General features: G+C 60.3%; 20 protein-coding genes and 1 pseudogene. 12 read left to right on the top strand and 9 right to left on the bottom strand.

All coding sequences use genetic code 11. The annotated features are described in order from the left end of the window. From AC13CE_RS03700 to tatC, 7 genes are all read left to right on the top strand, one after another. Positions 1–702 carry an SPOR domain-containing protein gene (locus AC13CE_RS03700; RefSeq protein WP_221537676.1) on the top strand — a complete coding sequence of 234 codons (702 nt, stop codon included), beginning with the start codon at positions 1–3 and terminating at the stop codon, positions 700–702. Positions 703–793: 91 nt separating this feature from the next. After that, positions 794–1,813, top strand: a complete 1,020-nt coding sequence (gene nagZ, locus AC13CE_RS03695) for a beta-N-acetylhexosaminidase (protein ID WP_221537675.1) — start codon at positions 794–796, stop codon at positions 1,811–1,813. Next, positions 1,810–2,607: a segregation and condensation protein A gene (locus AC13CE_RS03690; protein WP_482971525.1), complete on the top strand. Its 798-nt coding sequence runs from the start codon at positions 1,810–1,812 to the stop codon at positions 2,605–2,607. Before nagZ ends, AC13CE_RS03690 begins: the two co-directional genes overlap by 4 nt. Then, a complete protein-coding gene (gene scpB / locus AC13CE_RS03685; protein ID WP_482971524.1) occupies positions 2,604–3,206 on the top strand; it encodes an SMC-Scp complex subunit ScpB in 603 nt (200 codons plus the stop codon). Before AC13CE_RS03690 ends, scpB begins: the two co-directional genes overlap by 4 nt. A 64-nt stretch (positions 3,207–3,270) precedes the next feature. After that, on the top strand, positions 3,271–3,501 hold the full coding sequence (gene tatA, locus AC13CE_RS03680) for a twin-arginine translocase TatA/TatE family subunit (protein ID WP_482971523.1): 231 nt from the start codon (positions 3,271–3,273) through the stop codon (positions 3,499–3,501). Between the two features lie 26 nt (positions 3,502–3,527). Further along, positions 3,528–3,977 (top strand): Sec-independent protein translocase protein TatB, encoded by a 450-nt coding sequence (tatB, locus tag AC13CE_RS03675; protein ID WP_482971522.1) that lies wholly within the window; start codon positions 3,528–3,530, stop codon positions 3,975–3,977. A gap of 1 nt (position 3,978) precedes the next feature. Beyond that, on the top strand, positions 3,979–4,788 hold the full coding sequence (gene tatC / locus AC13CE_RS03670; protein ID WP_221537670.1) for a twin-arginine translocase subunit TatC: 810 nt from the start codon (positions 3,979–3,981) through the stop codon (positions 4,786–4,788). Here the strand turns inward: tatC and AC13CE_RS03665 are convergent. Beyond that, the gene (locus AC13CE_RS03665; protein ID WP_482971521.1) at positions 4,773–6,422 is read right to left on the bottom strand and encodes an amidohydrolase; all 1,650 of its coding nucleotides are present in this window, start codon (positions 6,420–6,422) and stop codon (positions 4,773–4,775) included. The genes tatC and AC13CE_RS03665 overlap by 16 nt on opposite strands. Positions 6,423–6,530: 108 nt before the next feature. On the opposite strand from AC13CE_RS03665, the gene AC13CE_RS03660 reads away from it, so the two are divergent. The 4 genes from AC13CE_RS03660 to AC13CE_RS03645 all read left to right on the top strand — a co-directional run bounded on the left by AC13CE_RS03660 (position 6,531) and on the right by AC13CE_RS03645 (position 15,134). Next, complete coding sequence (locus AC13CE_RS03660) at positions 6,531–7,784, top strand: threonine ammonia-lyase (protein ID WP_482971543.1); 1,254 nt, start codon at positions 6,531–6,533, stop codon at positions 7,782–7,784. 177 nt (positions 7,785–7,961) lie between these two features. Further along, positions 7,962–8,804, top strand: coding sequence for an arginyltransferase (locus tag AC13CE_RS03655; RefSeq protein ID WP_482971520.1), 843 nt, complete (start codon positions 7,962–7,964; stop codon positions 8,802–8,804). Positions 8,805–8,820: 16 nt separating this feature from the next. Next, on the top strand, positions 8,821–10,935 hold the full coding sequence (locus AC13CE_RS03650; RefSeq protein WP_482971519.1) for an autotransporter assembly complex protein TamA: 2,115 nt from the start codon (positions 8,821–8,823) through the stop codon (positions 10,933–10,935). Then, a complete protein-coding gene (locus AC13CE_RS03645) occupies positions 10,935–15,134 on the top strand; it encodes a translocation/assembly module TamB domain-containing protein (RefSeq protein WP_482971518.1) in 4,200 nt (1,399 codons plus the stop codon). Before AC13CE_RS03650 ends, AC13CE_RS03645 begins: the two co-directional genes overlap by 1 nt. Positions 15,135–15,146: 12 nt before the next feature. Here AC13CE_RS03645 and AC13CE_RS03640 read toward each other — a convergent pair whose 3' ends face one another. The 8 genes and pseudogenes from AC13CE_RS03640 to AC13CE_RS03605 all read right to left on the bottom strand — a co-directional run bounded on the left by AC13CE_RS03640 (position 15,147) and on the right by AC13CE_RS03605 (position 22,595). After that, positions 15,147–15,728: a fasciclin domain-containing protein gene (locus tag AC13CE_RS03640; RefSeq protein WP_482971517.1), complete on the bottom strand. Its 582-nt coding sequence runs from the start codon at positions 15,726–15,728 to the stop codon at positions 15,147–15,149. Positions 15,729–15,742: 14 nt separating this feature from the next. Next, on the bottom strand, positions 15,743–16,792 hold the full coding sequence (locus AC13CE_RS03635; protein ID WP_482971516.1) for a hypothetical protein: 1,050 nt from the start codon (positions 16,790–16,792) through the stop codon (positions 15,743–15,745). Positions 16,793–16,871: 79 nt separating this feature from the next. After that, positions 16,872–17,240: pseudogene (locus tag AC13CE_RS03630) on the bottom strand (lysozyme); the annotation flags it as partial. A gap of 625 nt (positions 17,241–17,865) precedes the next feature. Next, positions 17,866–19,275, bottom strand: coding sequence for a type I glutamate--ammonia ligase (glnA, locus tag AC13CE_RS03625; protein ID WP_473822589.1), 1,410 nt, complete (start codon positions 19,273–19,275; stop codon positions 17,866–17,868). A 58-nt stretch (positions 19,276–19,333) separates the two neighbouring features. Beyond that, entirely contained in the window at positions 19,334–19,672 is a 339-nt protein-coding gene (locus AC13CE_RS03620; protein WP_221537662.1) for a P-II family nitrogen regulator, read from the bottom strand. 172 nt (positions 19,673–19,844) lie between these two features. Next, on the bottom strand, positions 19,845–20,786 hold the full coding sequence (gene argC / locus AC13CE_RS03615; RefSeq protein ID WP_482971515.1) for an N-acetyl-gamma-glutamyl-phosphate reductase: 942 nt from the start codon (positions 20,784–20,786) through the stop codon (positions 19,845–19,847). Continuing rightward, positions 20,776–21,129: a hypothetical protein gene (locus AC13CE_RS03610; RefSeq protein WP_482971514.1), complete on the bottom strand. Its 354-nt coding sequence runs from the start codon at positions 21,127–21,129 to the stop codon at positions 20,776–20,778. Before AC13CE_RS03610 ends, argC begins: the two co-directional genes overlap by 11 nt. Before the next feature lie 77 nt (positions 21,130–21,206). Then, complete coding sequence (locus AC13CE_RS03605) at positions 21,207–22,595, bottom strand: leucyl aminopeptidase family protein (protein ID WP_482971513.1); 1,389 nt, start codon at positions 22,593–22,595, stop codon at positions 21,207–21,209. 43 nt (positions 22,596–22,638) lie between these two features. Between AC13CE_RS03605 and AC13CE_RS03600 the strand changes: the two genes are divergently transcribed. Continuing rightward, on the top strand, positions 22,639–23,469 hold the full coding sequence (locus tag AC13CE_RS03600) for an RsiV family protein (protein WP_482971512.1): 831 nt from the start codon (positions 22,639–22,641) through the stop codon (positions 23,467–23,469). Positions 23,470–23,508: the final 39 nt, after the last annotated feature.

Here is a 23,508-nt window from a genome sequence, read left to right as displayed (position 1 = left end):
ATGGCGCGTTCGCCTTACGAACATGACGGAGACCGTGAAGACGCTCTCGAACTGATCAGCGATGACGAGCATCTGCCCTGGCTCGATGCCGATGATGCAGTGGATGAACGCGACGCGGGCTTTGCGACGTCGCGGCTGGTCATGCTGGGCGTGCTTTCGCTGCTGGTGGTAGGGGCGTTAGTGGGCATAGCCTGGTTTGCCATGGGCGCTGCGAGCGATGAGCCGCCCGCTGACGGCAGTCTCGTCGAAGCGCCCGAAGGACCGTACAAGACGAAGCCCGAGAACGCAGGCGGGAAGACCTATGCTGGTACCGGCGATACGAGCTTTGCCGTCGGCGAGGGGCAGACGCGCGAAGGCCGTCTTGCAGACAAGCCTGCTCCTGCCGTTCGAGAGCCTGTATCAGACGGGGAGATTGCACAGCCCTCGCTCGCCACGACTTTAAATGAAGGGCCTCGGACCTCACAATCGACGGGAACAGCCGTACAGGTCGGCGCCTTTCCGAAGCGCAGCGATGCGGAAGAGGCGTGGGGCAGGCTGATTAGGCAGACGGAAGCCCTCAATGGCGTTCGGCACCGCGTGGTGGAAGCGCAGGTAGATATCGGCACGGTCTACAGGCTTCAGGCCATGGCCGGCGATCGCGCCTCGGCAAACGCGCTATGCAACCGCCTCAAGTCCGATGGACTGGCCTGTTTCGTCAAATAGATACCCGGCAATGCTCGGCTGGGCTTGATTTCCACACCTCACGACTCCGCCGCGCTTGGCAAGTCGGACGAAAAGCAGCACTTTCAGACCCATGATACCTGCCATTTTCGGCATTTCCGGCCTCGAACTCACGGCCGACGAACGCGCATTCTTCAAGGATGCGGATCCCGCGGGCTACATCCTGTTCGCCCGCAATTGCGGAACCCGCGAACAGTTGCGTCGTCTCACCGATGATTTGCGGGAAATCCATGGTCGCGATCGCCTGATCGTGTCGATCGACCAGGAGGGTGGGCGAGTTGCACGGATGAAGCCGCCCGAATGGCCTGAATATCCTGCGGGTGAGGCATTCGCAAAGCTGTATGAAATCGCCCCGGCTTCGGCCATCGAGGCCGCGCGCGTCAATGCGGAAGCCATAGCGCGCGAGCTGGCGATGGTCGGCATCAGCGTCGATTATCATGCACCTTTCGATGTGCGCCGCCCCGAAACCGATGATGTGATTGGCGACCGTGCCTTGGGCAGCGAGCCTATGCAGGTCGCCGCGCTGGGCAGGGCGATTCTCGACGGAATGGCCCGCGCGGGTGTGGTCGGCTGTCTCAAGCATATGCCGGGCCATGGGCGCGCCACTTGTGATACGCACAAGGAGCTTCCTGTCGTGACCGCGAGCGATGAGGAGCTAGAGATCGATATCGAGCCTTTTCGCACGCTATCTGCGCATCCCCTCGGAATGAGCGCACATATCGTTTTCAGCGCCTGGGACCCGGACAATCCGGCGACGCTTTCCGAGACGGTCGTCAGGGATATTATCCGCGGCGAAATCGGCTTTGACGGGCTATTGTTGTCGGACGATATCGATATGCAGGCGCTTAAGGGCAGCATTCCCGACCGCGGCGCTGCGGCCTTGGCTGCAGGTTGCGATATCATCCTCAACTGCTGGGCCAAGATGGACGACCAGAGGGCGATCGCCGAACGCAGCCCGAGCATGTCCGAAAAGACAAAACTGCGGCTTGATCGAGTGCATGACGCCATGGGCGACGCGCCCGACGATATCGAAACGGGAGAGTTGCTCGCCAAGCGCGATGCGCTGCTCGCCATTCCGGAGCAGGCCGCGTGAGCGACGGCCTGCTGTTCGCCTCGCAGGAGGACACTGAAGACTGGGAGGGCATTGCCGCCGAAGGCGCGGTGGACAAGGACGCGCTTTACCTCGATCTCGACGGATGGGAAGGTCCGCTCGACCTTTTGCTCGATCTTGCGCGGCGCCAGAAAGTGGATTTGCGCGAAATCTCGATCCTCGCTCTGGTCGAGCAATACCTGACCTATATCGAGCAGGCCGAAGCATTGAAGCTCGAACTGGCGGCTGATTATCTCGTCATGGCCGCGTGGCTCGCCTATCTCAAATCAGCCATGCTCCTGCCGAAGGAAGAGCAGGAAGATCCGAGCCCCGAAGAACTGGCGCTGAAGCTGCAGCTCCGTCTCCAGCGTCTGGGAGCAATGCGCGAGGCGGCAGGGCGTCTCATGGGCGGTGACAGGATCGGACGGGACGTATTCCTGCGGGGGAGGCCGGAGGGCCTCGACATCGTCCGCAAGACTCAGTGGCAATGTGACCAGTTCTCCCTGATCGAGGCCTATGGCCGCGTGAAAGCGCGCACTGCGCCTGCAGTACACATGGTGCGCGAACGACCGGTCATGACACTGGAATCGGCGCTCGACCGCGTGTCGAACATGCTTGGCGTGACACTTGAATGGATGGAATTGCGCGATTTTCTCCCTCCGCATGCCGAACCGCGCTTGCGCCGGTCGGCTCTCGCCTCCAGCTTCGTCGCCGCGCTCGAACTTGCCCGGCTCGGCAAAGCGGAGATCGCACAGGAAGAAGTTTTTGGCCCTATGCGGTTGAGGCGGGTGGCGTGAACCAGCTTGGACGCGCTATCGAAGCGGCGCTGTTCGCGGCGGAAGAACCAATGAGCGTGGAGGCACTGGCCGGTTTCCTCGGCGATGCAGATAAATCGGAAGTCCGCGAAACGTTGAAAGAGCTCGCGCAGACATATGAGAAGCGCGGAATACACCTCGTGGAGCGCGGGAAGCGCTGGCATTTCGAGACTGCGCCCGACCTTGCTCACCTGTTGCGCAAGGAACGTGAGCAGGTCCGCCGCCTGAGCCGCGCGGCGACCGAGGTACTGGCCATCATCGCCTATCACGAGCCGGTCAGCCGGGCGGAGATCGAATCGATCCGCGGCGTGCAGACCAGCGGAGGCACTCTCGACGTGCTGATGGAAGCAGGCTGGGTGAAAATCGCCGGACGACGGGAGGTCCCCGGACGGCCGACCATCTATGCTACCACACCCGAATTCCTCGATCATTTCGGCTTGGCCAGTCGGCGTGACCTTCCAGGTATTGCGGAATTGCGTGCCACAGGCCTGCTGGACCCGGTAGACGACGTATATGAAGAACTGGTGGGCGAGGGCGAACAGCCTTCGGATGAGACCGACGAGCATGGCGGTTCGGTCTGACTCGCTATTGCGTACTCGAACGCCTATAATGAACCGAAGACCATACGCTTAGAAGGTATTCCCCATGTCGCTTGGCCCCTGGCAGCTCGTAATCATCGCCATCCTCATCCTCGTCCTGTTCGGGCGGGGCAGAATTTCCGAAATGATGGGCGATTTCGGAAAGGGTATCAAAAGCTTCAAGCAGGGCATGAACGAAGACGATACCAAGCCCGCGAAGCAGATTTCCCACGAGGCCAAGCCGGCCGAGGACGGGTTGAAGGACGAACAGGTCAAATCGACCTCCGACCCCAAGTAATCCGCTAAGGCGCGGAGACCGCTTTCATGTTCGATATCGGCGCTGCCGAATTGCTGGTGATCGTCGTCGTGGCGATCCTCGTGATCGGCCCGAAGGACATGCCGAAGGCCATGCGCACCGCGGGGCGATGGATCGGCAAGCTGCGCCGCATGTCCTCGCATTTCCGCTCCGGCCTCGACGAAATGGTCCGGCAGGCAGAGATCGAGGAGATGGAAGAAAAGTGGTCACAGCGAAACAAGGAAATCATGGCCAAATACCCGACCGGAAGCGAGCCGGAGGGTGGAGCGCCGGAGAACCTCTTGCCCTCCGATGAAGGGATGGAACCGCTTGCCTCTGCTGACGAGGTGGTCGATCCCGATGCCGCAGCCGAGGCTGCCATAAAGCGGGCGGCGCCTAAGAAAGCGCCCGAGCACGGTGGGGAAGTGCCAAGCGACGAGCCAGGCCTACCCTTCGGCGAGCGGGACAAGGACCGCTGAGATGGCATTCGAGGTCAAGGACATCGACGATTCGCAGGCGCCTCTGCTCGATCACCTGATCGAGCTTCGATCGCGCTTGGTGCGTTGCGTTGCCGCCCTGGTCGTGGCGTTCGGCGTGTGCCTCTATTTTGCCGATCAGATCCTTGGCTTCCTGATCCAGCCGTTGAAGAGAGCTTTTGCTGGGGGCGAAGGGCAATTGATCTTCACCAAGCTCTACGAAGTCTTTTTCGTCGAGTTGAAGGTGGCCCTCTTTGCAGGCTTCTGCATTTCCTTTCCCTACATCGCCAACCAGCTGTGGGCATTTGTAGCTCCGGGTCTGTACGCGAAGGAAAAGAAAGCCTTTTTGCCGTTCCTTATCGCGACGCCGTTCCTGTTCCTCGCCGGGGCCTCGCTGGCATATTATGTGGTAATGCCGACAGCGTTCGAATGGTTTCTCGGTTTCGAGGGTATGGCTGGCGGACTGGAGATACAGGCGCTGCCAACGGCGAACGAATATCTGGGCCTTGTGATGCAGTTCATCCTGGCCTTTGGGCTGAGTTTCCTGCTTCCCGTCCTGCTCCTGCTGTTGCACCGGGCAGGTATCGTGACCCGGGCCCAGCTCGTTGCTGCGCGGCGTTATGTAATCGTGCTGGTGGTGGCAGTGGCGGCGATCATCACGCCGCCCGATCCGGGATCGCAACTTCTGCTCGCAGTGCCGCTCCTGCTGCTGTTCGAAGGCTCGCTTATATTGATGCGTCTTTTCGACAGCCGGGATGCCAAAGCGGACGCCGCGTCCGCCGCCAAAGCCGAAGGTGATCAGTCCGCGTCATAAACCTTGCGGCCACCGACCCAGGTTTCGAGCACTTGAGTGGACCGAATTTCCTCCGGTGTGGCGATTAGCGGATCGGTATCGACAAGTACGAAGTCGGCGCGTTCGCCCGGCAATAGCCGTCCGAAGCGCCCCTCCGCAAACCCTGCATAGGCCGCTTCGGAAGTGAAGCCTGCCAACGCCTGTTCCCGCGTCACGCGCTCATTGGCCCGCCAGCCGCCGAAAGGTTCACCGGCTTCATTGCTGCGGGTGATCGCGACGGCAAAACCGGCGAAGGGATCGGGCGATTCTACCGGCGCGTCCGATCCGAAAACCAGCCGGCCGCCGAGGCCGAGAATTGTATTCCAGGCATAGGCTCCCTGCAAACGATCCTCACCCATGCGGGCCTCGGCCATGAACATGTCGCTCGTCTGGTGGACAGGCTGCATGCTGGCGATGATGCCATCCTGCGCAAATTTCGGCAGGTCGACAGGGTCGACGATCTGAGCGTGCTCGATGCGCCAGCGGAGATCCTGCGGGAAGCTGTCGGCGATTTCGGTGATCGCATTCAGCGCTTCGGCATTGGCGGCATCGCCGATGGCATGCACGGCGGGCTGGAAGCCGCCCTGCGCCGAGCGAACGAGGATATTGCGGAGTTGAGCGGGTGCCATCAGTGGCAGTCCGGTATTCCCGGGATCATCGGCATAGGGCGCCTTGAGCCAGGCTCCGCGGCTGCCGAGCGCACCGTCGAGATAGAGCTTCACGCCGTTCAGGCGCAGCTTGTCATCGTACAGCCAGGGTGAGGGATTGGCGCCCGCTATCAAGGTCGCCTCATCGATGCCTGCTGCATAGGACATAATGCGCAAAGTCAGAGAACCCTTGTCGCCAGCCCGGCGATAGGCCTGCCAGTCCTCGATGGTAGTGCCCATATCGGCCACCGCGGTAATGCCATGGCGGTGCAACACCTTCTGCGCTTCGGCAAAGGCAAGGTCTCGTTCATTCGGACGAGGGGCAGGGAGTGCGGTGTTCATCAGTTCTTCCGCTGCATCGATGAAGATGCCCGAAGGCGTCTTGCCGTCGGATAGCTTCTCGATGCGTCCGCCACTCGGGGCCTTGGTGCTGGCCGTAATGCCTGCTGCCTGCAAGGCGAGCGTGTTGGCCCAGCCGGCGTGACCATCGACTCGCTGGAGATAGACGGGCCGATCGCTAACCGCGCTATCGAGCTCTGCTGCGGTCGGGAAGCGGCCGAGCCCCCATTTCTCCTGATTCCAGCCGCGCCCGAGAATCCACGGGCGACTTTCGTTCTCAGCAGCAAAAGCGCGAATTTTCTGCAGCGCTTCGTCGAGCGAATTGGTGTCCGACAAATCGAGCGTCAGTGCGCCAAATCCTACGCCCATGACATGAGCATGTGCATCGATCATGCCGGGGATCATCACACGGCCTTCGCCGTCTTCGCGGTAATCGGTGCGCGGCCGTTCCTGACCGCGCGTGAGGATCTGCGCGATACGCCCGTCATCATCGATCACCAGCGCTTCGAAACGCTTCACCTGGCCTTCTTCGTCCATGGTGATGCCAATGACATTGTCGACCAGGACGTCGGCACTCGCCGGCATGGCAAGTGCGGTGGCGAGGAGGGCGGCAACAATCTTCAGTTTCATCAGGCGATCCCGTGTCTGCATTCGGGCTTTGCGATAAGGCATAGCTTGACGCAGGCAAACCCTTTCGGAGATTGCGTGCACACGCCCGGCGACGTAGGGGCACTCTCGATGACACAGGCTTCTTCCTTACGCGCCGATAAGAGCGCGACCGACCTTCTGACCCTTGCCGATGTGCGCGCTGCGGCGCAGCGTATCGACGGTGCGGTAGTCAAGACGCCTATGATGCGGTCGATTACCTTGTCGGAGATTACCGGCGCGGACATCTGGCTGAAGTTCGAAAATCACCAGTTCACTGCAGCTTACAAGGAACGCGGCGCGCTCAATGCGCTGCTTCAGCTGTCCGATGAACAGAAAACGAAGGGCGTAATTGCCGCTTCGGCTGGGAATCACTCTCAGGGTCTTTCCTATCACGGACGGCGGCTCGGCGTTCCGGTCACTATCGTCATGCCTTCGACAACGCCGAGCGTGAAGGTCATGCAGACCGAGAGCGTCGGTGGCAATGTGGTGCTGAAGGGCGAGACTTTCGACGAGGCGTATGCGCATGCGCGCGAACTGGAGAAGGAGCGCGGCCTCACTTTCGTCCATCCCTTCGACGATCCGAAAGTGGCTGCGGGTCAGGGCACGGTCGCTCTCGAAATGCTGGAAGATAAGCTGGATTTCGATTGTCTGGTTGTGCCGATTGGCGGTGGCGGCTTGATGAGCGGAATGGCCACCGTGGCCAAGGCTCTCAATCCCGATATCCATATGATCGGCGTCCAGGCAAAGCTCTATCCTTCGATGTACTCTGCGGTCACCGGAGACGAGCGTCCCTGCGGCGGCGACACGCTTGCGGAAGGGATTGCTGTCAAGGAACCGGGCGCATTTACGCGCCAGATTATCTCCGTACTCGTCGACGAAGTGCTGCTCGTTGACGAGCCCGAACTCGAACACGCTGTTTCTCTTTTACTGCAGATCGAGAAGACTGTGGTCGAAGGCGCTGGCGCTGCGGGCCTGGCTGCGGTGCTTTCAAATCCGGATAAGTTCGCTGGCAAGACTGTGGGCCTCGTACTTTGCGGCGGCAATATCGACACGCGCCTGCTTGCCAATGTGCTGGTGCGCGATCTGGCCCGATCGGGCAGACTGGCGCGGCTGCGCATCACGCTCCAGGATCGCCCCGGCGCACTTTACAAGGTGATGCGCGAATTCAACGAGCACAACGTCAACATCATCGAGATCTATCATCAGCGTATCTTTACGACGCTGCCTGCCAAGGGGCTGATAACCGAAATCGAATGCGAGGCGCGCGACGCGGCGCAGATCGATGGACTCGTGGAAGGCCTGAGGCAAGAAGGCTACACGGTCGAACTCGTCGAACTGGCTTAGTTGCAGTAGAAAATCCGCCTTTGCGGGCGGTTACAGCTCGCGAATTAACCCTCACTATCGAGCGACTCGCGGGGCGAGCCGATTTTTCATGGTTAAGAGTCTTTTAACGAAGGCGCTCGTCATGCATAAAGGAGTTGTTAACGAATAGAGCGTCGCATCAGAGAGGACTCGACCGCCGTGACGGCACCCATTCGCTTCCCCCGGTTTTTCGTGACCAGCCCTGCGCCGTGTCCGTACCTGCCCGGACGAAGCGAGCGGAAGGTGTTTACCGAGCTGCGCGGTGAATCGGCCGATGAATTGAACGAAGCTCTGGGGCGTATCGGGTTTCGCCGTAGTCAGACGGTTGCTTATCGTCCTTCCTGTCTCGATTGCCAGGCCTGCGTCTCGGTTCGAGTTGTCGCTAAAGAGTTCAAACCCTCGTCGAGCCAGAAGCGTACTCTGAAGGCAAATGACGATCTGATTACCTCTGAATGCCGACCTTGGGCAACCGAAGAGCAATACGAATTGCTACGCAGATATCTTGCTGCCCGCCACCCTGGTGGAGGCATGGCGGAGATGGACGAAAGCGATTTTGCGGATATGGTGGAACATACGCCCGTATCCAGCTATGTCATTGAATATCGGGAGCCGGGAGTGGGTGCCGAGCCGGGTCGTCTGGTCGGAGCTTGTCTTACGGACCTGCAGGGTGATGGGCTGTCGATGATATACAGCTTCTACGACCCCGAGATTGAGGATCGAGCCGGGCTTGGGAACTACATTATTCTCGATCATATCAGGCGCGCTGCCGGAAACGGCTTGCCGTATGTGTACCTCGGCTATTGGGTCGAAGGTTCGGATCGTATGCAGTACAAGGTCCGGTATCGCCCACTCGAACGCCTCACCCGGAGCGGATGGGAACGCATGCCCCAGGCCGAACAGAAGCGGCTCATCGCCACGGCAACTGCACCGCGGCGTAAATATGATGGCGGACCGCTGCCTGCGAAGGACGGTAGCCATCTCGAATACAAGCTCGCCGATTGAGCGGTTTCGTTTCGGTTTGAAGTTCTGTGCCAGCGCGCTTGCGTTGGTCTCGGCGCCACTTGCGGCGCAGGATGACGGGCCACCGCAAAGCCTTGAAGACCTGATTCCGGATTCGGCGGTCGAAAACCCGGAGGCCTGGGCACAGCAGGATTCCGCCGAAGACAGCTCTGCCCTCGATTCCACGACGCCCGATCCCGACACTCCCATAGTCGAACCAATGAGGCTCGATCTTCCCTGGCCGGACGATATCGCGATCGAGGGATTCGAGCCGCTCGAACCCGAGGAAGATATTGAGTTCGCCGATCTCGATCTCGGGCAAACAGAGGTGGTTTTCGAAGGAGCGGAGACCGAACGGGTCTCGGAAAACCTTGTCCTCGGTTTTCCCCAAACCGAACCGCCATTTACCGATCGCGGCGATTTCGTCGAACGCTATCGCGCCCTGTCGACGATCGAAGAGCTGGACGATGCGGATACGGATACTGCCCAGCTGGCGGCGCGAGCCCGCGAAGACGAAGAGCTGCTGGCAAACCTGCTGCGGGTCTATGGCTATTACGATGCACAGGTTATCCAGTCGGTTGGAGCGGTCGAAGCGGGTGAGGATACGGCTGATCAGTCTCCTACGGTCCGGTTCGACATCGTGCCGGGAGAACGTTACCGTTACGGTGCGGTAGAGCTCGGTGATCTGCAGGCAGCGCAGGATTACGAGGCGCTGCGCGAAGCTTTCGGCATCTACCCTGGAGATTATCTGCAGAGCGATACGATCGTGCAGGAGCAGTTCGATCTCGATAGGGCGCTTGGCGAAACCGGCTATCCTTTCGCCGAAATCGGCGAACCGCAATTGCTGATCGATCACGAGCGGGTCGAAGGCGACCTGACCCTGAATGTCGAACCGAACGGTAAATATGTATTCGGCGAAGTTGTCAGCAACGATCCCGGGTTCCTTTCAGGGAGGCATCTCGCCACCATCGCACGGTTCGAGCCGGGCGATACCTTCAAGCGCAGCCTTTCTATGGATCTTAGGCGTGCGGTAACCGCGACGGGCCTCGTTTCGACGGTCGAAGTAACGCCAAGGGAAGTCACTCCTCCGCAGGCCGGCGAACCCGGCGTAGTCGCGATGGATGTCGCACTGAGGCGCGCAAAACTTCGCACCATCGCGGGCGCAATCGGCTATGGATCGGAGGAAGGCGTCCGCGTCCAAGCCAGTTGGGAGCATCGCAACCTCTTCCCCCCCGAGGGTTCGCTACGCCTTCGCGGCATCGTTGGAACACAGGAACAGCTGGCAGGGGTTACCTTCCGCAAGAACAATTTCGGAGGGCGCGACCGTGTTCTCACGCTGGATGCCTATGCAAACACCATCGATAGTCCGGCGTTCGAGGCACGCACAGTCGCGCTGACGGGAATTTACGAACGCAAGTCGACGCTTCTGTTCCAGAAGGAAATCAGCTGGTCGGGCGGCATCGAACTGATCGCTACCCAGGAACGCCCGCCCAAGATCGACGGCATCACGCAGCCTCGACAGACATATTTCGTCGCGGCACTACCGGCCACGATACTGCTGGACGAAACCGACGATCTACTCGATCCCACGAGAGGTTTCCGCCTCGGTGCGCGTCTTTCGCCAGAAGCGTCCACCACGAACGGGGTCGAGAGTTTCTATCTGCGAAGCCAGATCGATGGAAGCTATTACCAGTCGATCAGAGACGATCTCGTTGTGGCCGGGCGCGCGACCTTTGGTTCCATTCCCGGTGCAGATCTGCTCGATATTGCACCTTCGCGCCGTTTCTATGCGGGCGGTGGCGGCTCGGTGCGCGGTTACGGCTTCCGCAAGATCGGTCCTAGCAACGAGCTGGATGAACCCACGGGTGGACGCAGCTTGGTGGAACTTGCAGTGGAAGCGCGCATTCGCACCGGCTTCATGGATGGCGCAGTTTCGATCGTACCGTTTGTCGATGCAGGCTCGGTAGGTACCGGCCCGACGCCTGATTTCGAAGAGATCAAGATCGGTGCAGGCGTCGGCCTTCGCTATCACACCGGCTTCGGTCCGATCCGGGTCGATGTTGGTGTGCCGCTTAATCCGGATGAGGATGATGCGCCCGTCGCGGTTTATGTATCGCTGGGGCAGGCCTTCTGATGACCGGACCCGAGATGCACGAGGTCGCCGATACCCAAGGGCAGAGCTGGAAGCGCCGGGCGGGCAAGTGGACACTTGTCCTGATCGGTGCACCGATCCTGTTGGTGATCGCTGCCCTTGTCCTGCTCAACACGCCACTGGGCGAGCGCTTCCTGGCCAGCCAGATAGCGAAACAGACCTTTCCCAACGGCCTCGTTATCGGCATCGGCAGAATCCAGGGCAATATCTATGGCGAGGCGGTGCTGCACGATGTCACCTTGTCCGACCCTCAAGGCGTGTTTCTCACGATCCCGCGCGCGGAAATCGACTGGAACCCCCGGGCCTGGCTGAACAATCGGCTGGATATCGATAGCTTTGCCGCCCGCCGGGCGAACATGGCCCGTTTGCCCGAATTCCTGCCGAGCGAGGAAGAAGGTCCTATCCTGCCGGGGTTCGACATTTCGATCGACGAATTGACGATCGACAATCTCACACTCGCGCCGGGAATTGCCGGAGATGATCCGCAGCGCGTGGATCTGGTCGCAGAGGTACAGGTCGAGGACCGCAGGCTGCTCGTGGATGGCGATGCACAGCTTGGCGAGCGGGATAGTCTGGCTCTGTTACTGAACGCGGAGCCGGATGGCGATGAGTTCGATATTGCCGCAGAGATGCAGGCTTTCGATGATGGGCCTTTGGCGGAAATGCTGGGTTTGCCCGATGGTTATACCGCGAGGGTCCAAGGTGCGGGCGATTGGTCCAACTGGCAGGGTGGGCTTCTGGTGCGATCGCAAGCCGAGCGCGTTGCAGCATTGCGGATCACCAACAGGTCCGGCACCTTCGGCTTGCTCGGGAAGGTTGACGCGAGCGATTTTCTGTCCGGCACCCTTGCCAGAGCATTGGGCGATGATGTTGCCATCCGCTCGCGAACGACCATCGACAACCGCACCTTCGATGGAGACATACACGTTGTCGGACGCGGCATAAGCCTTGCCGGACAAGGCCTGGTCGACCTGGCCGAGAATCGGGTCGAAGATTTCGAACTTGAAGCGTTTTTGCGAGATGCCGGGCTGTTCGGCCCTGATCTACGGTTGGAGAACGCGCGCGCTACTGCCACGATCGATGGCTCTTTTTCCGATCTTGCCATAGTGCATGATGTCGCAATCGGCCAGCTTGTGTCCGGTACCACAAGGGTATTTGCGCTCAATCAGGAAGGAACGGCCCGTTATGACGGGTCGGATTGGATCCTTCCGCTATCGCTGCGTGTCGCCCGCATAGAGACCGGCAACCCGCTGGTCGATCCGAGGTTGGTCAACGGGACCGGCAGGGGACGTATCCTATTGTCGGGCAACAATCTCGCAGGAGAAGATCTGCAGATTGCATTCCGCGGACTTGCTGCCGATCTGGCCCTGCGCGGCGACCTTGCGTCGGGTCGCTACCAGATCCGGGGGCCGGTACGCGCGGATCGTCTGGCGCTGGACAATGTCGGAACAGCAGGCGGCACCGCAATTATCGATTTCGACCTGCTGCCGTCGGGCTGGAGGCTCGGTGCCGATCTCGACGCACGCATCTCGCCGGTTACCAACGACACCTTGGCCAATCTTGCGGGCCCCGCCATTCGTGTAAGAGGTGGTATTGCCACGAGCAGCGGGGCAGGGATCGATTTTAATCGGCTGAGGGTCTCCTCTGCGAAACTTGCTCTCGCGATGGACGGTTCGATCAGCGGAAGCACGACCACGCTTGCAGGTAATGGCGAACATACCGACTACGGCCCGTTCACCGTGCAGGGGAGGATAGAGGACGGAGCGCCGACTGCGGAACTGGTGTTCGCTCGTCCCGTCACTGGGCTCGAGGACGTCCGACTGGCAATCGCCCCCACCGAAGAAGGCTTTTCGATCGATACCGAGGGCGGATCGATACTGGGGCCGTTTGCCGGTGTACTGGGTCTCCATGCGCCCGAATCCGGACCGACCAGGATCGAGATCGAGCGACTGACCGTTTCCGAAACAGATGTTTCGGGGGATTTGACGCTGGTCGATGGCGGTGTGCAGGGAGCCGTCGCCTTGGGAGGCGGCGGTCTCGATGGGGCCGTTGCGCTCGTACCGCGATCGGGCGGGCAGGGCGTGGACATCGACGTGACTGCGCGAAACGCCAGCTTTGGCGGTGCAACCCCGCTCACCATCGCCCGTGCCCAGATCGATGCGACGGGTGTGATCGGCGATGGTGCATACGACTTTTCGGGCTCTGCCACTGCTCAGGGCCTGCAATACGGAACCTTGTTTATCGGCAGGATGGCCGCGCGGGGCGAAGTAGAAAACGGTATCGGCTCGCTCGATGCCGCGATCTCCGGCAGACGCGGCAATCGCTTTGCGCTGGATCTTAATGCACAATTCCGTCCTGAACGCATTGCGGTGGCAGCGGATGGGCAATTTGCCGGGCGTGCCATCACCATGCCACGCCGGGCCGTGCTGACGGCACTGGACGGCGGTGGCTGGCGACTTGCACCTACGCAGGTAAACTATGGCGACGGTGGAGCCATTGCTTCCGGACTGTTCGCCACGGATGAAACCGCGCTGGAACTCAAGCTTGCGCGCATGCCGCTTTCACTGGTCGATGTCGCGGTCGCCGAGCTCGGCATGGGGGGAACTATTTCCGGCAATATCGACTTCCGCGCGCCGAAGGGTGGACTGCCGACCGGGACCGCGCGCGTGAAGGTCGACGATCTCACCAGGTCGGGGCTGGTCCTGTCGTCCAAACCGGTCGATCTTTCGCTGGTGGCGCGCTTGAGCGCGGACAGGCTCGAGGCGCGTGCCGTACTCGCCAATGAGGATATCCGGCGCGGGAGGGTTCAGGCGCTGATCGACAATTTGCCCGGCTCGGGTGACCTCACGCAGCGGTTGAGGGCCGGAAGTCTCGACGGTCAATTGCGGTACCAGGGCGCTGCGGAAAGCCTCTGGAGGCTCGCTGCGATCGATGCTTTCGACCTCACCGGACCCGTTGCGATTGCCGCCAATGCCACCGGTACGCTCGCCAATCCTCGCGTGCAGGGGCGCGTCGCGAGCGATAATCTGAGAGTGCGCAGTTCATTGTCGGGGACAGATATTCGCGACGTCACCGTGCGCGGCAATTTCGCCGGATCACGGCTCAATCTCACCCGTTTCGCAGGCAGAACTGCCAACGGGGGCACGGTAACGGGCAGCGGCATCGTTGATTTGGAAGGCCTGGGCGAGCGGGTGGAAGGTCGGTTCCTCGAGATTCGCGGACCCACGCTGGATCTGCGCGCTGCGGCAAGCAACGCCCGCTTGCTCGACGCAAACGGCCTGAGTGCGACGATCAGCGGACCGCTGCGTATCGTCTCGGATGGTCTGGGCGGCACGATCGCCGGACGTGTGCAGATCGACCGCGCAAGCTGGACACTTGGGACAGCCGCCGAGGACCTTCGTCTTCCAAGGATTTCGACCCGTGAGATAAACGCTCCTGCCGATCGTGCTGAGCAAGTAGCTCCCGGACGACCTTGGCGTTACCTCATCAACGCCCGCGGACCCAGCAGGATCGATGTCGATGGCATGGGTCTCGACAGCGAATGGGGTGCGGATATCATATTGCGCGGAACCACCGAAGACCCTCGAATCGGCGGGTCGGCCACCGTGGTTCGCGGTGACTATACCTTCGCGGGAACTCGTTTCGAACTTACCCGCGGAGAGATCGACTTCGACGCAGATGGGCCGATCGACCCGACGCTGGATATTCGTGCCGAGACCGAGCGTGACGGGATCGATGTCATCGTCACCGTGACCGGAACCGTCAGCCAGACCGAAATTGCCTTCACGTCCGATCCTGCCTTGCCCGAAGAAGAGATCCTGGCCCGGCTTTTGTTCGGAGGTTCGATTACCACGCTGTCCGCTACCGACGCCCTCCAGCTGGGTGCGGCTGTTGCCAGCCTTCGTGGCGGGGGCGGGCTGGACCCGATCAACCAGTTGCGGAGCGCGATCGGTCTCGACCGGCTGCGCATAGTTTCAGCCGATCCGGCCCTTGGCCGCGAAACGGGGGTCGCGTTGGGCAAGAATTTCGGCCGACGCTTTTACGTGGAGATCATAACCGACGGGCGCGGATACAGTGCGACCGAGGTCGAATTCCGCGTCACGAGCTGGCTTTCGCTCCTCGCAAGCGTATCGACCATCGGTCGCGAAAGCGTAGTCGCGGAAATCAGCCGCGACTACTGACCTCCTCGTGTATCAATCCTCGGGTGGTTGACCGGGTACGAGAACGGCGTCGAGCGGGATGATCACTCCATTCGTTGCCGCCGTGGCACCATTGATGAGCCGAGCGGTCGATCCGCCGTTGTTTGTTACCGTGATCGTTTCGTCCTCTCTCGAAAAAGTGACCTCGCCGCCTCCGAGCGTCGTCATGATGACTTCGCCATCCTGTTCATCCAGGGCCTGAGTGATACTTTCGGGCGTCAGATGTCCCGGCAGGATATGCTCGCGCAGAAGCCCGACGAGGACCGGCCGTTGCTCTTCGGTTAGGAGTGCTTCTCCTTCTTGGCCAAGTGCTTCGAAGGCTGCATCGTTCGGAGCCAGCAGCGTGTAGCTTGCGGGCCCATCGAAGATAGAGCCGAGCTGCGATTCCGAGATTGCTCTGTTGAAGCTGGTCGTTTCCGGCAGGCCGTTCAGTGCCGCTGCAACCGTCCGGTTCGCCTCTTGCTGGGTTGCGGCAGCATCTGCCTCTGCCGTATCTGAAGCGTCAGAGCAGGCAGAGAGCAGTGGCAAACCTGCAATAGCCCCGAGCAGCAGGAGGGGTTTCGTGAATTGTTTCATCGTGTCTCTCCGGATCAGGTCAGCAGGTCGATGGCGGCAGCTACCAGACGGGTCTCGGGATCGACCTGGTAGATATAACCATCCGAGTAGCGATACATGTATTCCGGCGTATCGTAATACCTGTCGCGATAAGCGTAAGGCACGTTGTAAACGTCATAGCCCATCGGCATCTGCTGGCCGACGGTGAACTCGTCGCCGGTAATCAGTGCCGCGATCGACGTAATTGCCGCATCTTCGGGACTGACCCGATAAATCACATTGTCGGCATAGCGATATCGATCCGGTCCGCCGAGGTCGTAGTAGTCGACATAATAGTCCGGCACGCGGTAGCTTTGATAACCGCTTGGCCAGGAATTGCCGATGCCCAGCGCCCCGCCGAGCAGGGGGAGCCAACTGGCGATGCCACCACTGTCGCCATAGCGGACCAGGTAGCCGTCGTTATAGTAATAATCACCGCGGCGCTCATAATTGTTCAATCCGAACAGGCTCGGACGGTAATTAAAGCCAAACAGGCTACGTTGATAACGATCGCGGACCTGTCCCGGCGGATTGCAACCGTTGCGCTTCTTCGCCAGCCCCGGAGGACACCCGGCGACAAGACCGCGGTTTCGATCCTGTGTGAGCCAGCGAGTGTCCCGTTGACTATGAATTATGCGGTCATCGACACGGTCTCGGCGATCATCGTAGCGAACACGTAATTCGCGACGATCATCGCGATTTATACCACGTTCCGCAGCCCGGCGCTCGTTGGTATTACCTCGATCATTGCCATTCCCGCGGTTGGGCTGCTGGGCCTGCATCGGACGTTCGTTGCCGCGATCGGGCTTGGCATTGCCATTGCCCTTACCCTGGCTGCCGTTGCCCTGGCCGCGCTGTCCCTGGGCCACGCGTTGAGGCCCCCGATCGGCTTTCTGACCGCCATTGTTCCCATTGCCCTTGTTCTGGGCAGCGGCGGGCTGGTTACCCCTACCGTCGCTATTACCGTTTCCGTTGCCCTTGCCTTGAGCATAGGCACCGCTGGCGGCTAGCGCGATGGCTGCCGCACCTGCCATGAAAACACGCATTTGTTATACTCCTTTGACCCAAGCAACGGGATCGAGTGGGACTCGGTTCCGGTTAATCGAGCGGCAAGGTTTACATCTGCTACCTGCCTGAACGGTACAACTCTGCTTCTTCGCGCCTCCGTCGGACCAGCCCTTCGAGTACCCGCCCGCCGGCGTACCGCCATTTGCCGAATTCTGCGGCGGCAAGATCGAATTCTCCACGACAATGCAGTTTCGTCAAAGTTGCACGGCCGATGGCTCCGGTGTTGAAGTGGAAGCTGACAAGAGCGTCGAATTGCTCCTGTGAAGTTTGACAGTCGCCCAAAGCACGTTTGACGTCCAATGCATGGCGGGCGATGTCTTCTTCCAGCCTTTGATCGCATTGCTGCCTGGTCCATACTGTGCCGGGACGGACATCGTTTCCCGTTGCGCCCCAGCCGATGGTCCATGGTTCGCCGCCCGTGCCGGGATCGGGATAGGCCTAGTAAAGCCCATCAGGCCGTCGCCGCGCGCAGCCCTCGAACCGCTTGATCAGTGCCATTGCTGCAGATGACACCCTGAGACATGGACCGCATGTTACACTGTCCTGGGCAGAAAAATCCGCCCCGTTTAAAGCGCGGTCAAGCGCCTCCACTTCGGACTGGCGAAAGCTGCGTCCCATCAGGCGACGGACAAGATCGAAAACGGCTTTGCGGTTCATCGGCGGGTACCTCGTGTGTGTTGAGAGGCACCCCGATTAGGTAGGATGGTAGGCTGTAGGAAATCCAGTTTTGCCTTCGGCAGCACGCAAAATAGGATTTCCCGGCTTAAATCCGGCAACCGTGTGGAGCGAAGTTTCGGTACGTCTGCAATCAGCGCCCGCGAGACGGTCGATCTCGTCCTGTCTCAGGCGCAGGAAGCGATCCGCGTTTTTCTAGAGAATGCCCCGTTTCTGCTGTTCGCTCGGAAATTGCGCGCCGGTTCTGCTGCTGATGGCGGCAGCAATATCAGTTTTCGCATTTCCCGCGAAAAAGGCGTCCGGATTTCTCCGGACGCCCACTTCGCGAATGCAATGTTCTGGCGGATAAGCTCGATCGTTGATTCAGCGCGCCCAATCAGGCGCTGTAATACATGTCGAATTCCGCCGGACATGGCGTAGTTTCGACACGCAGGACTTCGTCCCATTTCAGCTCGCAATAGGCGTCGATCTGGTCCTTGGTGAAGACCTCGCCCTTGAGCAAGAAGTCGTGATCGGCTTCCAGCGCTTCGAGAGCTTCGCGCAAACTGCCGCACACGGTCGGCACGTCGGCAAGCTCGGCCGGAGGCAGATCGTAGAGGTTCTTGTCCATCGCCTCGCCCGGATGGATCTTGTTCTGGATCCCGTCGAGACCTGCCATGAGCAGTGCTGCATAGGCGAGATAGGGGTTCGCCATCGCGTCGGGGAAGCGGAATTCCACGCGCTTCGCCTTGTCGCCCGCACCATAGGGAATGCGGCACGAAGCCGAACGGTTGCGCGCCGAATAGGCGAGCAACACCGGTGCCTCGAAGCCCGGCACCAGGCGCTTGTAGCTATTGGTGGTCGGATTGGTGAAAGCGTTCAGCGCCTTGGCGTGCTTGATGACGCCGCCGATGTAATAGAGGCAGTTTTCGCTGAGACCGCCATACTGGTTGCCTGCGAAGGTCGGCTTGCCGCTGTCCCAGATGGACATGTGGGTGTGCATGCCCGACCCATTATCGTCCTTGATCGGCTTGGGCATGAAGGTCGCTGTCTTGCCGTAAATATGGGCGACCTGGTGCACGACATACTTGTAGATCTGCATGTTGTCGGCGGTTTCGACCAGCGTGCCGAATGTCAGGCCGAGTTCGTGCTGCGCAGCGGCCACCTCGTGGTGGTGCTTGTCGCAGGGGAGCCCCATCTCGATCATGGTCGAGACCATCTCGCCGCGGATGTCGACGGCGCTGTCCACCGGGGCAACGGGGAAGTAGCCACCCTTGGCGCGAGGCCGGTGCGCGAGGTTGCCGCTTTCGTATTCCCTGCCGCTGTTGGTCGGCAATTCGATGTCGTCGAGGGCAAAGCCGGAACCGGAATAGCCATCTTCGAAACGGACATCGTCGAACATGAAGAATTCGGCTTCGGGGCCTACGTAAATCGTGTCACCGATACCCGTAGACTTGAGATAGGCTTCGGCACGCTTGGCGGTAGTGCGCGGGTCGCGGGCATACCATTCGCCGGTCGAGGGTTCGACGATGTCACAGAACATGATCAGCATCGGTTCGGCGCTGAACGGATCTATATAGACCCGCTCGAGATCCGGCTTCAGGATCATGTCGCTTTCGTTGATGACCTTCCAGCCAGCGATCGAGGATCCGTCGAACATCAGCCCGTCTTCGAGCTGGTCTTCGTCAAGCGTCTTGGCCACCATGGTCAGGTGCTGCCACTTGCCCTTGGGATCGGTGAACCGCAGGTCGACCCACTCGATCTCTTCGTCCTTGATACGTTTGAGGACGTCGCTTGCACTTGCCATGTCTATTGTCTCCGTAAGGGTGTTCGTATTGCGCCCGGCGATTGCCCGGGCAGGAAAATCAGATAGCGTCCTCGTCCTTTTCGCCCGTCCGGATGCGCAGCGCGCTCTCGATCGGACTCACAAAGATCTTGCCGTCGCCGATGCGGCCCGTCTGGGCGGCAGCGGCAATGGCTTCGACTGTTCGTTCGGCAATGCCGTCGGATACGACAACTTCGAGCTTAACCTTCGGCAGGAAGTCGACCACATATTCCGCGCCGCGATAGAGTTCGGTATGGCCTTTCTGCCGGCCAAATCCCTTGGCCTCTGTCACGGTGATACCGGACACGCCGATCTCATGCAGTGCCTCCTTCACCTCGTCGAGCTTGAAGGGTTTGATGATCGCTTCGATCTTTTTCACGTGTCCACCGGTCCCGTCTGTTGCGTGCGGAGAAATGGCCCGCACAGCAACCCAATACATCCTTGCGCGCGACGTTCCAAGAAACGTGCCAAGTGCAAAGATGGCGAAAATGCTGGGATGGCGAAACGGATGAGCGGGGCGAATGCCCAATGCGTGGACGGTATCTGCCTAATTATTGTGCAGATGCCAGGCGCAGCCCTGCGGTTTCAGGCAGGCCGCACAGAAGGTTGAGATTTTGCACTGCCGCGCCGCTGGCACCTTTACCGAGATTGTCGAGCCGGGCGACGAGTCGGGCGTTCCAGCCCCCCTCATTGCCGAATACGAATAATTCCATACCATCCCACGGTTCGGCCTCGGCGCTTATCACGAGTTCGGTCGGAGTATCGTCCCGGCACACCGAGACTATGGGCGAAGCTCCGTAGAATTGGGCCAAGGCTTCGCGTAGTTCGTCCGCATGAACGTCGCCATCCATGGCGCCCAGATGAAGCGGTACTTCCACGATCATCCCACGATAAGTAGGCACTACGGCAGGTGCGAATATCACCGGATGCTCAAGCCCGGCATGCGCCTTCATTTCCGGCAAGTGCTTGTGCGCAAGGTCGTATCCATAGGCGCGAAAGCCAGGAGCGCCGTCTGCCGAGTACCGTTCAATCAACGCCTTGCCGCCGCCGGAATAGCCGCTGACTGCATTCACGGTGTACGGCCAGTCGGCAGGCAGCAGGCCATCGCTTACGAGCGGTGCGATCAGGGCGAGAAAGCCGGTCGGGTAGCAGCCCGGATTGCTGACCCGGCGAGCATGTGAAACACGATCGCGCCCGACCAGTTCGGGAAAACCATAACACCAGCCTTCGGCTGTGCGGTGCGCGCTGGACGCGTCGATAACGCGGGTGCCGCTTGAGGGATCGATCATCTCGACCGCTTCGCGTGCAGCGTCGTCGGGAAGGCATAGAATGGCGACATCGGCCTCGTTCAGCGCTTCACGACGGGCACCTGCGTCCTTGCGCTGCGCGTCATCCAGCGTGATGAGCGAGAACTCGCTGCGACCTGCAAGCCGCTCGGCAATCTCCAGGCCGGTCGTCCCCGCAGCCCCGTCGATAAAGACCTTATGCGTCACTGTCGGGTGTCAGCGCAGAAGAATGTACGTATCCACTGGGTCCTTCCGGTCCGCAGGTGATCCACAACCAGTCACCTTCGCGATCCAGCAATTCCACCTCGGAACCTGCCGGGATTGCCACGCCATTTTCTGCATCATCGCGGGGATTCAATTTGAGGGTGACATCCTGATCGCCGATCTGGCGCAAACGCGGAATGACATAATGCGCGGCAAGGAAACGATCGGCCAGCGCAATATGCGCCAGATCGCCGCGCAGCGGGAGCGTGCCGGGCGCAGGTTTCTGGATCGGACCTTTCAGTCCGACAATTCCTTCGGGCAAAGAGTAGCTGGCCTTGGCGCTCACGGTCGTAGGGAACTTCAATAATTGTAGTTGCGGGCGCTTAACCGCAGCATAGCGCTGCGGCAAGGGCTGCGCACCGTCTATGCCGGTTTGAAACGCTTTTGCAGCATGTGCCACGCCGCCCGCAATCCATAGGCATCACCGCCCTTGGGGCGGCCGGGCTTGCCGGCAGGCCGCCATGCGAAGGTATCGAAATGGGCCCAGTCCATGCCTTCCCCGACGAACTTATCGAGAAACAGGCCCGCGACGCTGGCTCCGGCAAAGGCGTTGCCATGGGCGTTGTTCGTGTCTGCAATGTCCGAATTGAGCCATTCCGCATATGCATCGGGCAGGGGTAAGCGCCAGGGCTCGTCGTCGTTTGCCTTGCCAGCTTCGATCAGTGCGGCGGCCGTTTCGTCCCGTCGTGTCATGAGCGCGGGAAAGTCGGGGCCCAGCGCCACGCGTGCCGCGCCAGTGAGAGTGGCGAAATCGATGATCAGTTCAGGCTGTTCCTCACTTGCGCGGGTAAGTGCGTCGCCAAGGATCAGCCTGCCTTCGGCGTCGGTATTGCCTATTTCCACGGTCAGGCCCTTGCGCGATCTAAGTACATCGCCGGGCCGGAAGCTGTTGCCGGAAATGGCATTTTCCACGGCGGGCACGAGCAGATGCAGGCGGACGGGTAATTTCGCGCCCATCACCAACTCGGCCAGCGCGATGGCATGCGCCGCGCCGCCCATATCCTTCTTCATGAGGAGCATGCCGGAAGAACTCTTCACATCAAGTCCGCCGCTGTCGAAGCATACGCCTTTCCCGACGATGGCAAGAACGGGATCGGTTTCCTTGCCCCAGGTGAGATGCATCAAACGGGGGGAGTGGTGACGTGCCGCAGCGCGGCCAACCGCATGGATCATAGGATAACCTTGCTCGAGCTGGTCGCCGCGCGTGACCGACAACTGGCCGCCATGCGTTTTGGCCAGCTTCTCGCACTGTTCTTCCAAGGCTGCGGGGCCCATATCCTCGGCCGGTGTATTGACTAGGTCACGCACGAGGCAGGTCGCTTTTGCCTCGGCAATCGCGGCGTCGATCTTCTTTACTTCCTTGGTCAGCAACACTCGCGGACCCACCGGCTTGTCGGGCTTCTTGTAGCGGGTGAACTGATATTGCGCCGTTTGCCATCCGTGGAGGGCCGGCCCGGGCTCACCCTTTGCGCGGCGATATACACCTTCGGGTAGCGTCTCGGCCAGCTTGGCCATGCACCAACTCGAAAGCTTGTCGGGATCGGCCACTCCGCCGACTGCGAACCAGCTATCGCCATCGGGAACGATTCCCACCTGATACCCGCTGCCGTCGAATTTCTGGGCATTCAGGGCAGCGCGTTGACCACCGGATAATGTTTTGACCCAATCGGGGAACCCGTCCTTGTTCACCAGATGGATGAGGATAGCTTTTTGTCCACGGTCTGGCTGGATTAGATCGGCTTTGTCGGCCATGGTATTCCCCTCGGGTTAATCTGTTTCGTGCCAAGGTAATTCGATGCGAAAGTCCCTGTTCCTGATTTCCCTCGCTCTGTCGAGCGCTGCCTGCTCGCAATCCGAGGATGCGATTGCACCGTCTGGAGTTGTTGCTGAATCCAGGGCGAGCGTAACTGCGAAGGCTTCGGCAACCGCTGTAGACGGGCCCGGCGGAAGCAACTTCGAAGACGATTCAAGCCAGGGCGAGGCGAAGCGGGAATTTTCCTATAGCTGGCCTGCAGAGGTAAGCGCCGTGCCGCAATTGGTGCGCCGCTTCGAGGAAGAGCGCGACCGCGAACTGGCGGCGCAGAAGGCCGAGTGGCAGGAGTCGCTGGAATCTTCTCCGGAAGACTGCGTGAGCTGCAAGAGCCGCGGGTTCGAGAAAGAATGGAAGGTCGTGTCGGATCTGCCCGACTGGCTAAGCCTGTCAGCCGACTTGTATGTCTATACCGGTGGAGCGCATGGAAACCACGGCAGGACCTCGCTTGTCTGGGACAGGAGCGGCAAGCGGGCGCTGGAAGGCATCGAGCTTTTCAATTCTCCCGTCGAACTCGAAACCGCGCTCGGTGCAAGGCTTTGCGATACGCTTGATGAAGAGCGTGAGGAACGGCGTGGCACCGAAATCGATCGGAACGGCGAAGGCTATTTCAACGATTGTCCGGGCATAGACGAGGCCAGCGTGTTCGTCGGCTCTTCCAACGGCCAGACCTTTGATCGCATTGGGGTCTACTTCGGTCCTTATGTGGCGGGGCCTTATGCCGAAGGCGCCTATGAGCTGGATTTCCCGGTAACCGCCTCGGTGCTCGATGCCGTCAAACCCGAATATGCCAAAGCTTTCAGCGTTCAGCGCTGACTCCCTCGCAATTTGCGTGGGCAATCGCTACATGACCGC

Source organism: Qipengyuania sp. B-5 (genome assembly GCF_056857815.1).
This window is presented reverse-complemented; position numbering and strand designations above follow the sequence as displayed.

Excerpts from the sequence above, each read along its gene's own strand:
- tatB (WP_482971522.1), top strand. The coding sequence starts at position 3,528 with ATGTTCGATATCGGCGCTGCCGAATTGCTGGTGATCGTCGTCGTGGCG.
- AC13CE_RS03600 (WP_482971512.1), top strand. The coding sequence starts at position 22,639 with ATGCGAAAGTCCCTGTTCCTGATTTCCCTCGCTCTGTCGAGCGCTGCC.
- AC13CE_RS03635 (WP_482971516.1), bottom strand. The coding sequence starts at position 16,792 with ATGCGTGTTTTCATGGCAGGTGCGGCAGCCATCGCGCTAGCCGCCAGC.
- AC13CE_RS03700 (WP_221537676.1), top strand. The coding sequence starts at position 1 with ATGGCGCGTTCGCCTTACGAACATGACGGAGACCGTGAAGACGCTCTC.
- AC13CE_RS03665 (WP_482971521.1), bottom strand. The coding sequence starts at position 6,422 with ATGAAACTGAAGATTGTTGCCGCCCTCCTCGCCACCGCACTTGCCATG.
- nagZ (WP_221537675.1), top strand. The coding sequence starts at position 794 with ATGATACCTGCCATTTTCGGCATTTCCGGCCTCGAACTCACGGCCGAC.
- AC13CE_RS03645 (WP_482971518.1), top strand. The coding sequence starts at position 10,935 with ATGACCGGACCCGAGATGCACGAGGTCGCCGATACCCAAGGGCAGAGC.
- AC13CE_RS03605 (WP_482971513.1), bottom strand. The coding sequence starts at position 22,595 with ATGGCCGACAAAGCCGATCTAATCCAGCCAGACCGTGGACAAAAAGCT.
- tatC (WP_221537670.1), top strand. The coding sequence starts at position 3,979 with ATGGCATTCGAGGTCAAGGACATCGACGATTCGCAGGCGCCTCTGCTC.
- glnA (WP_473822589.1), bottom strand. The coding sequence starts at position 19,275 with ATGGCAAGTGCAAGCGACGTCCTCAAACGTATCAAGGACGAAGAGATC.
- AC13CE_RS03640 (WP_482971517.1), bottom strand. The coding sequence starts at position 15,728 with ATGAAACAATTCACGAAACCCCTCCTGCTGCTCGGGGCTATTGCAGGT.
- AC13CE_RS03660 (WP_482971543.1), top strand. The coding sequence starts at position 6,531 with ATGACACAGGCTTCTTCCTTACGCGCCGATAAGAGCGCGACCGACCTT.
- tatA (WP_482971523.1), top strand. The coding sequence starts at position 3,271 with ATGTCGCTTGGCCCCTGGCAGCTCGTAATCATCGCCATCCTCATCCTC.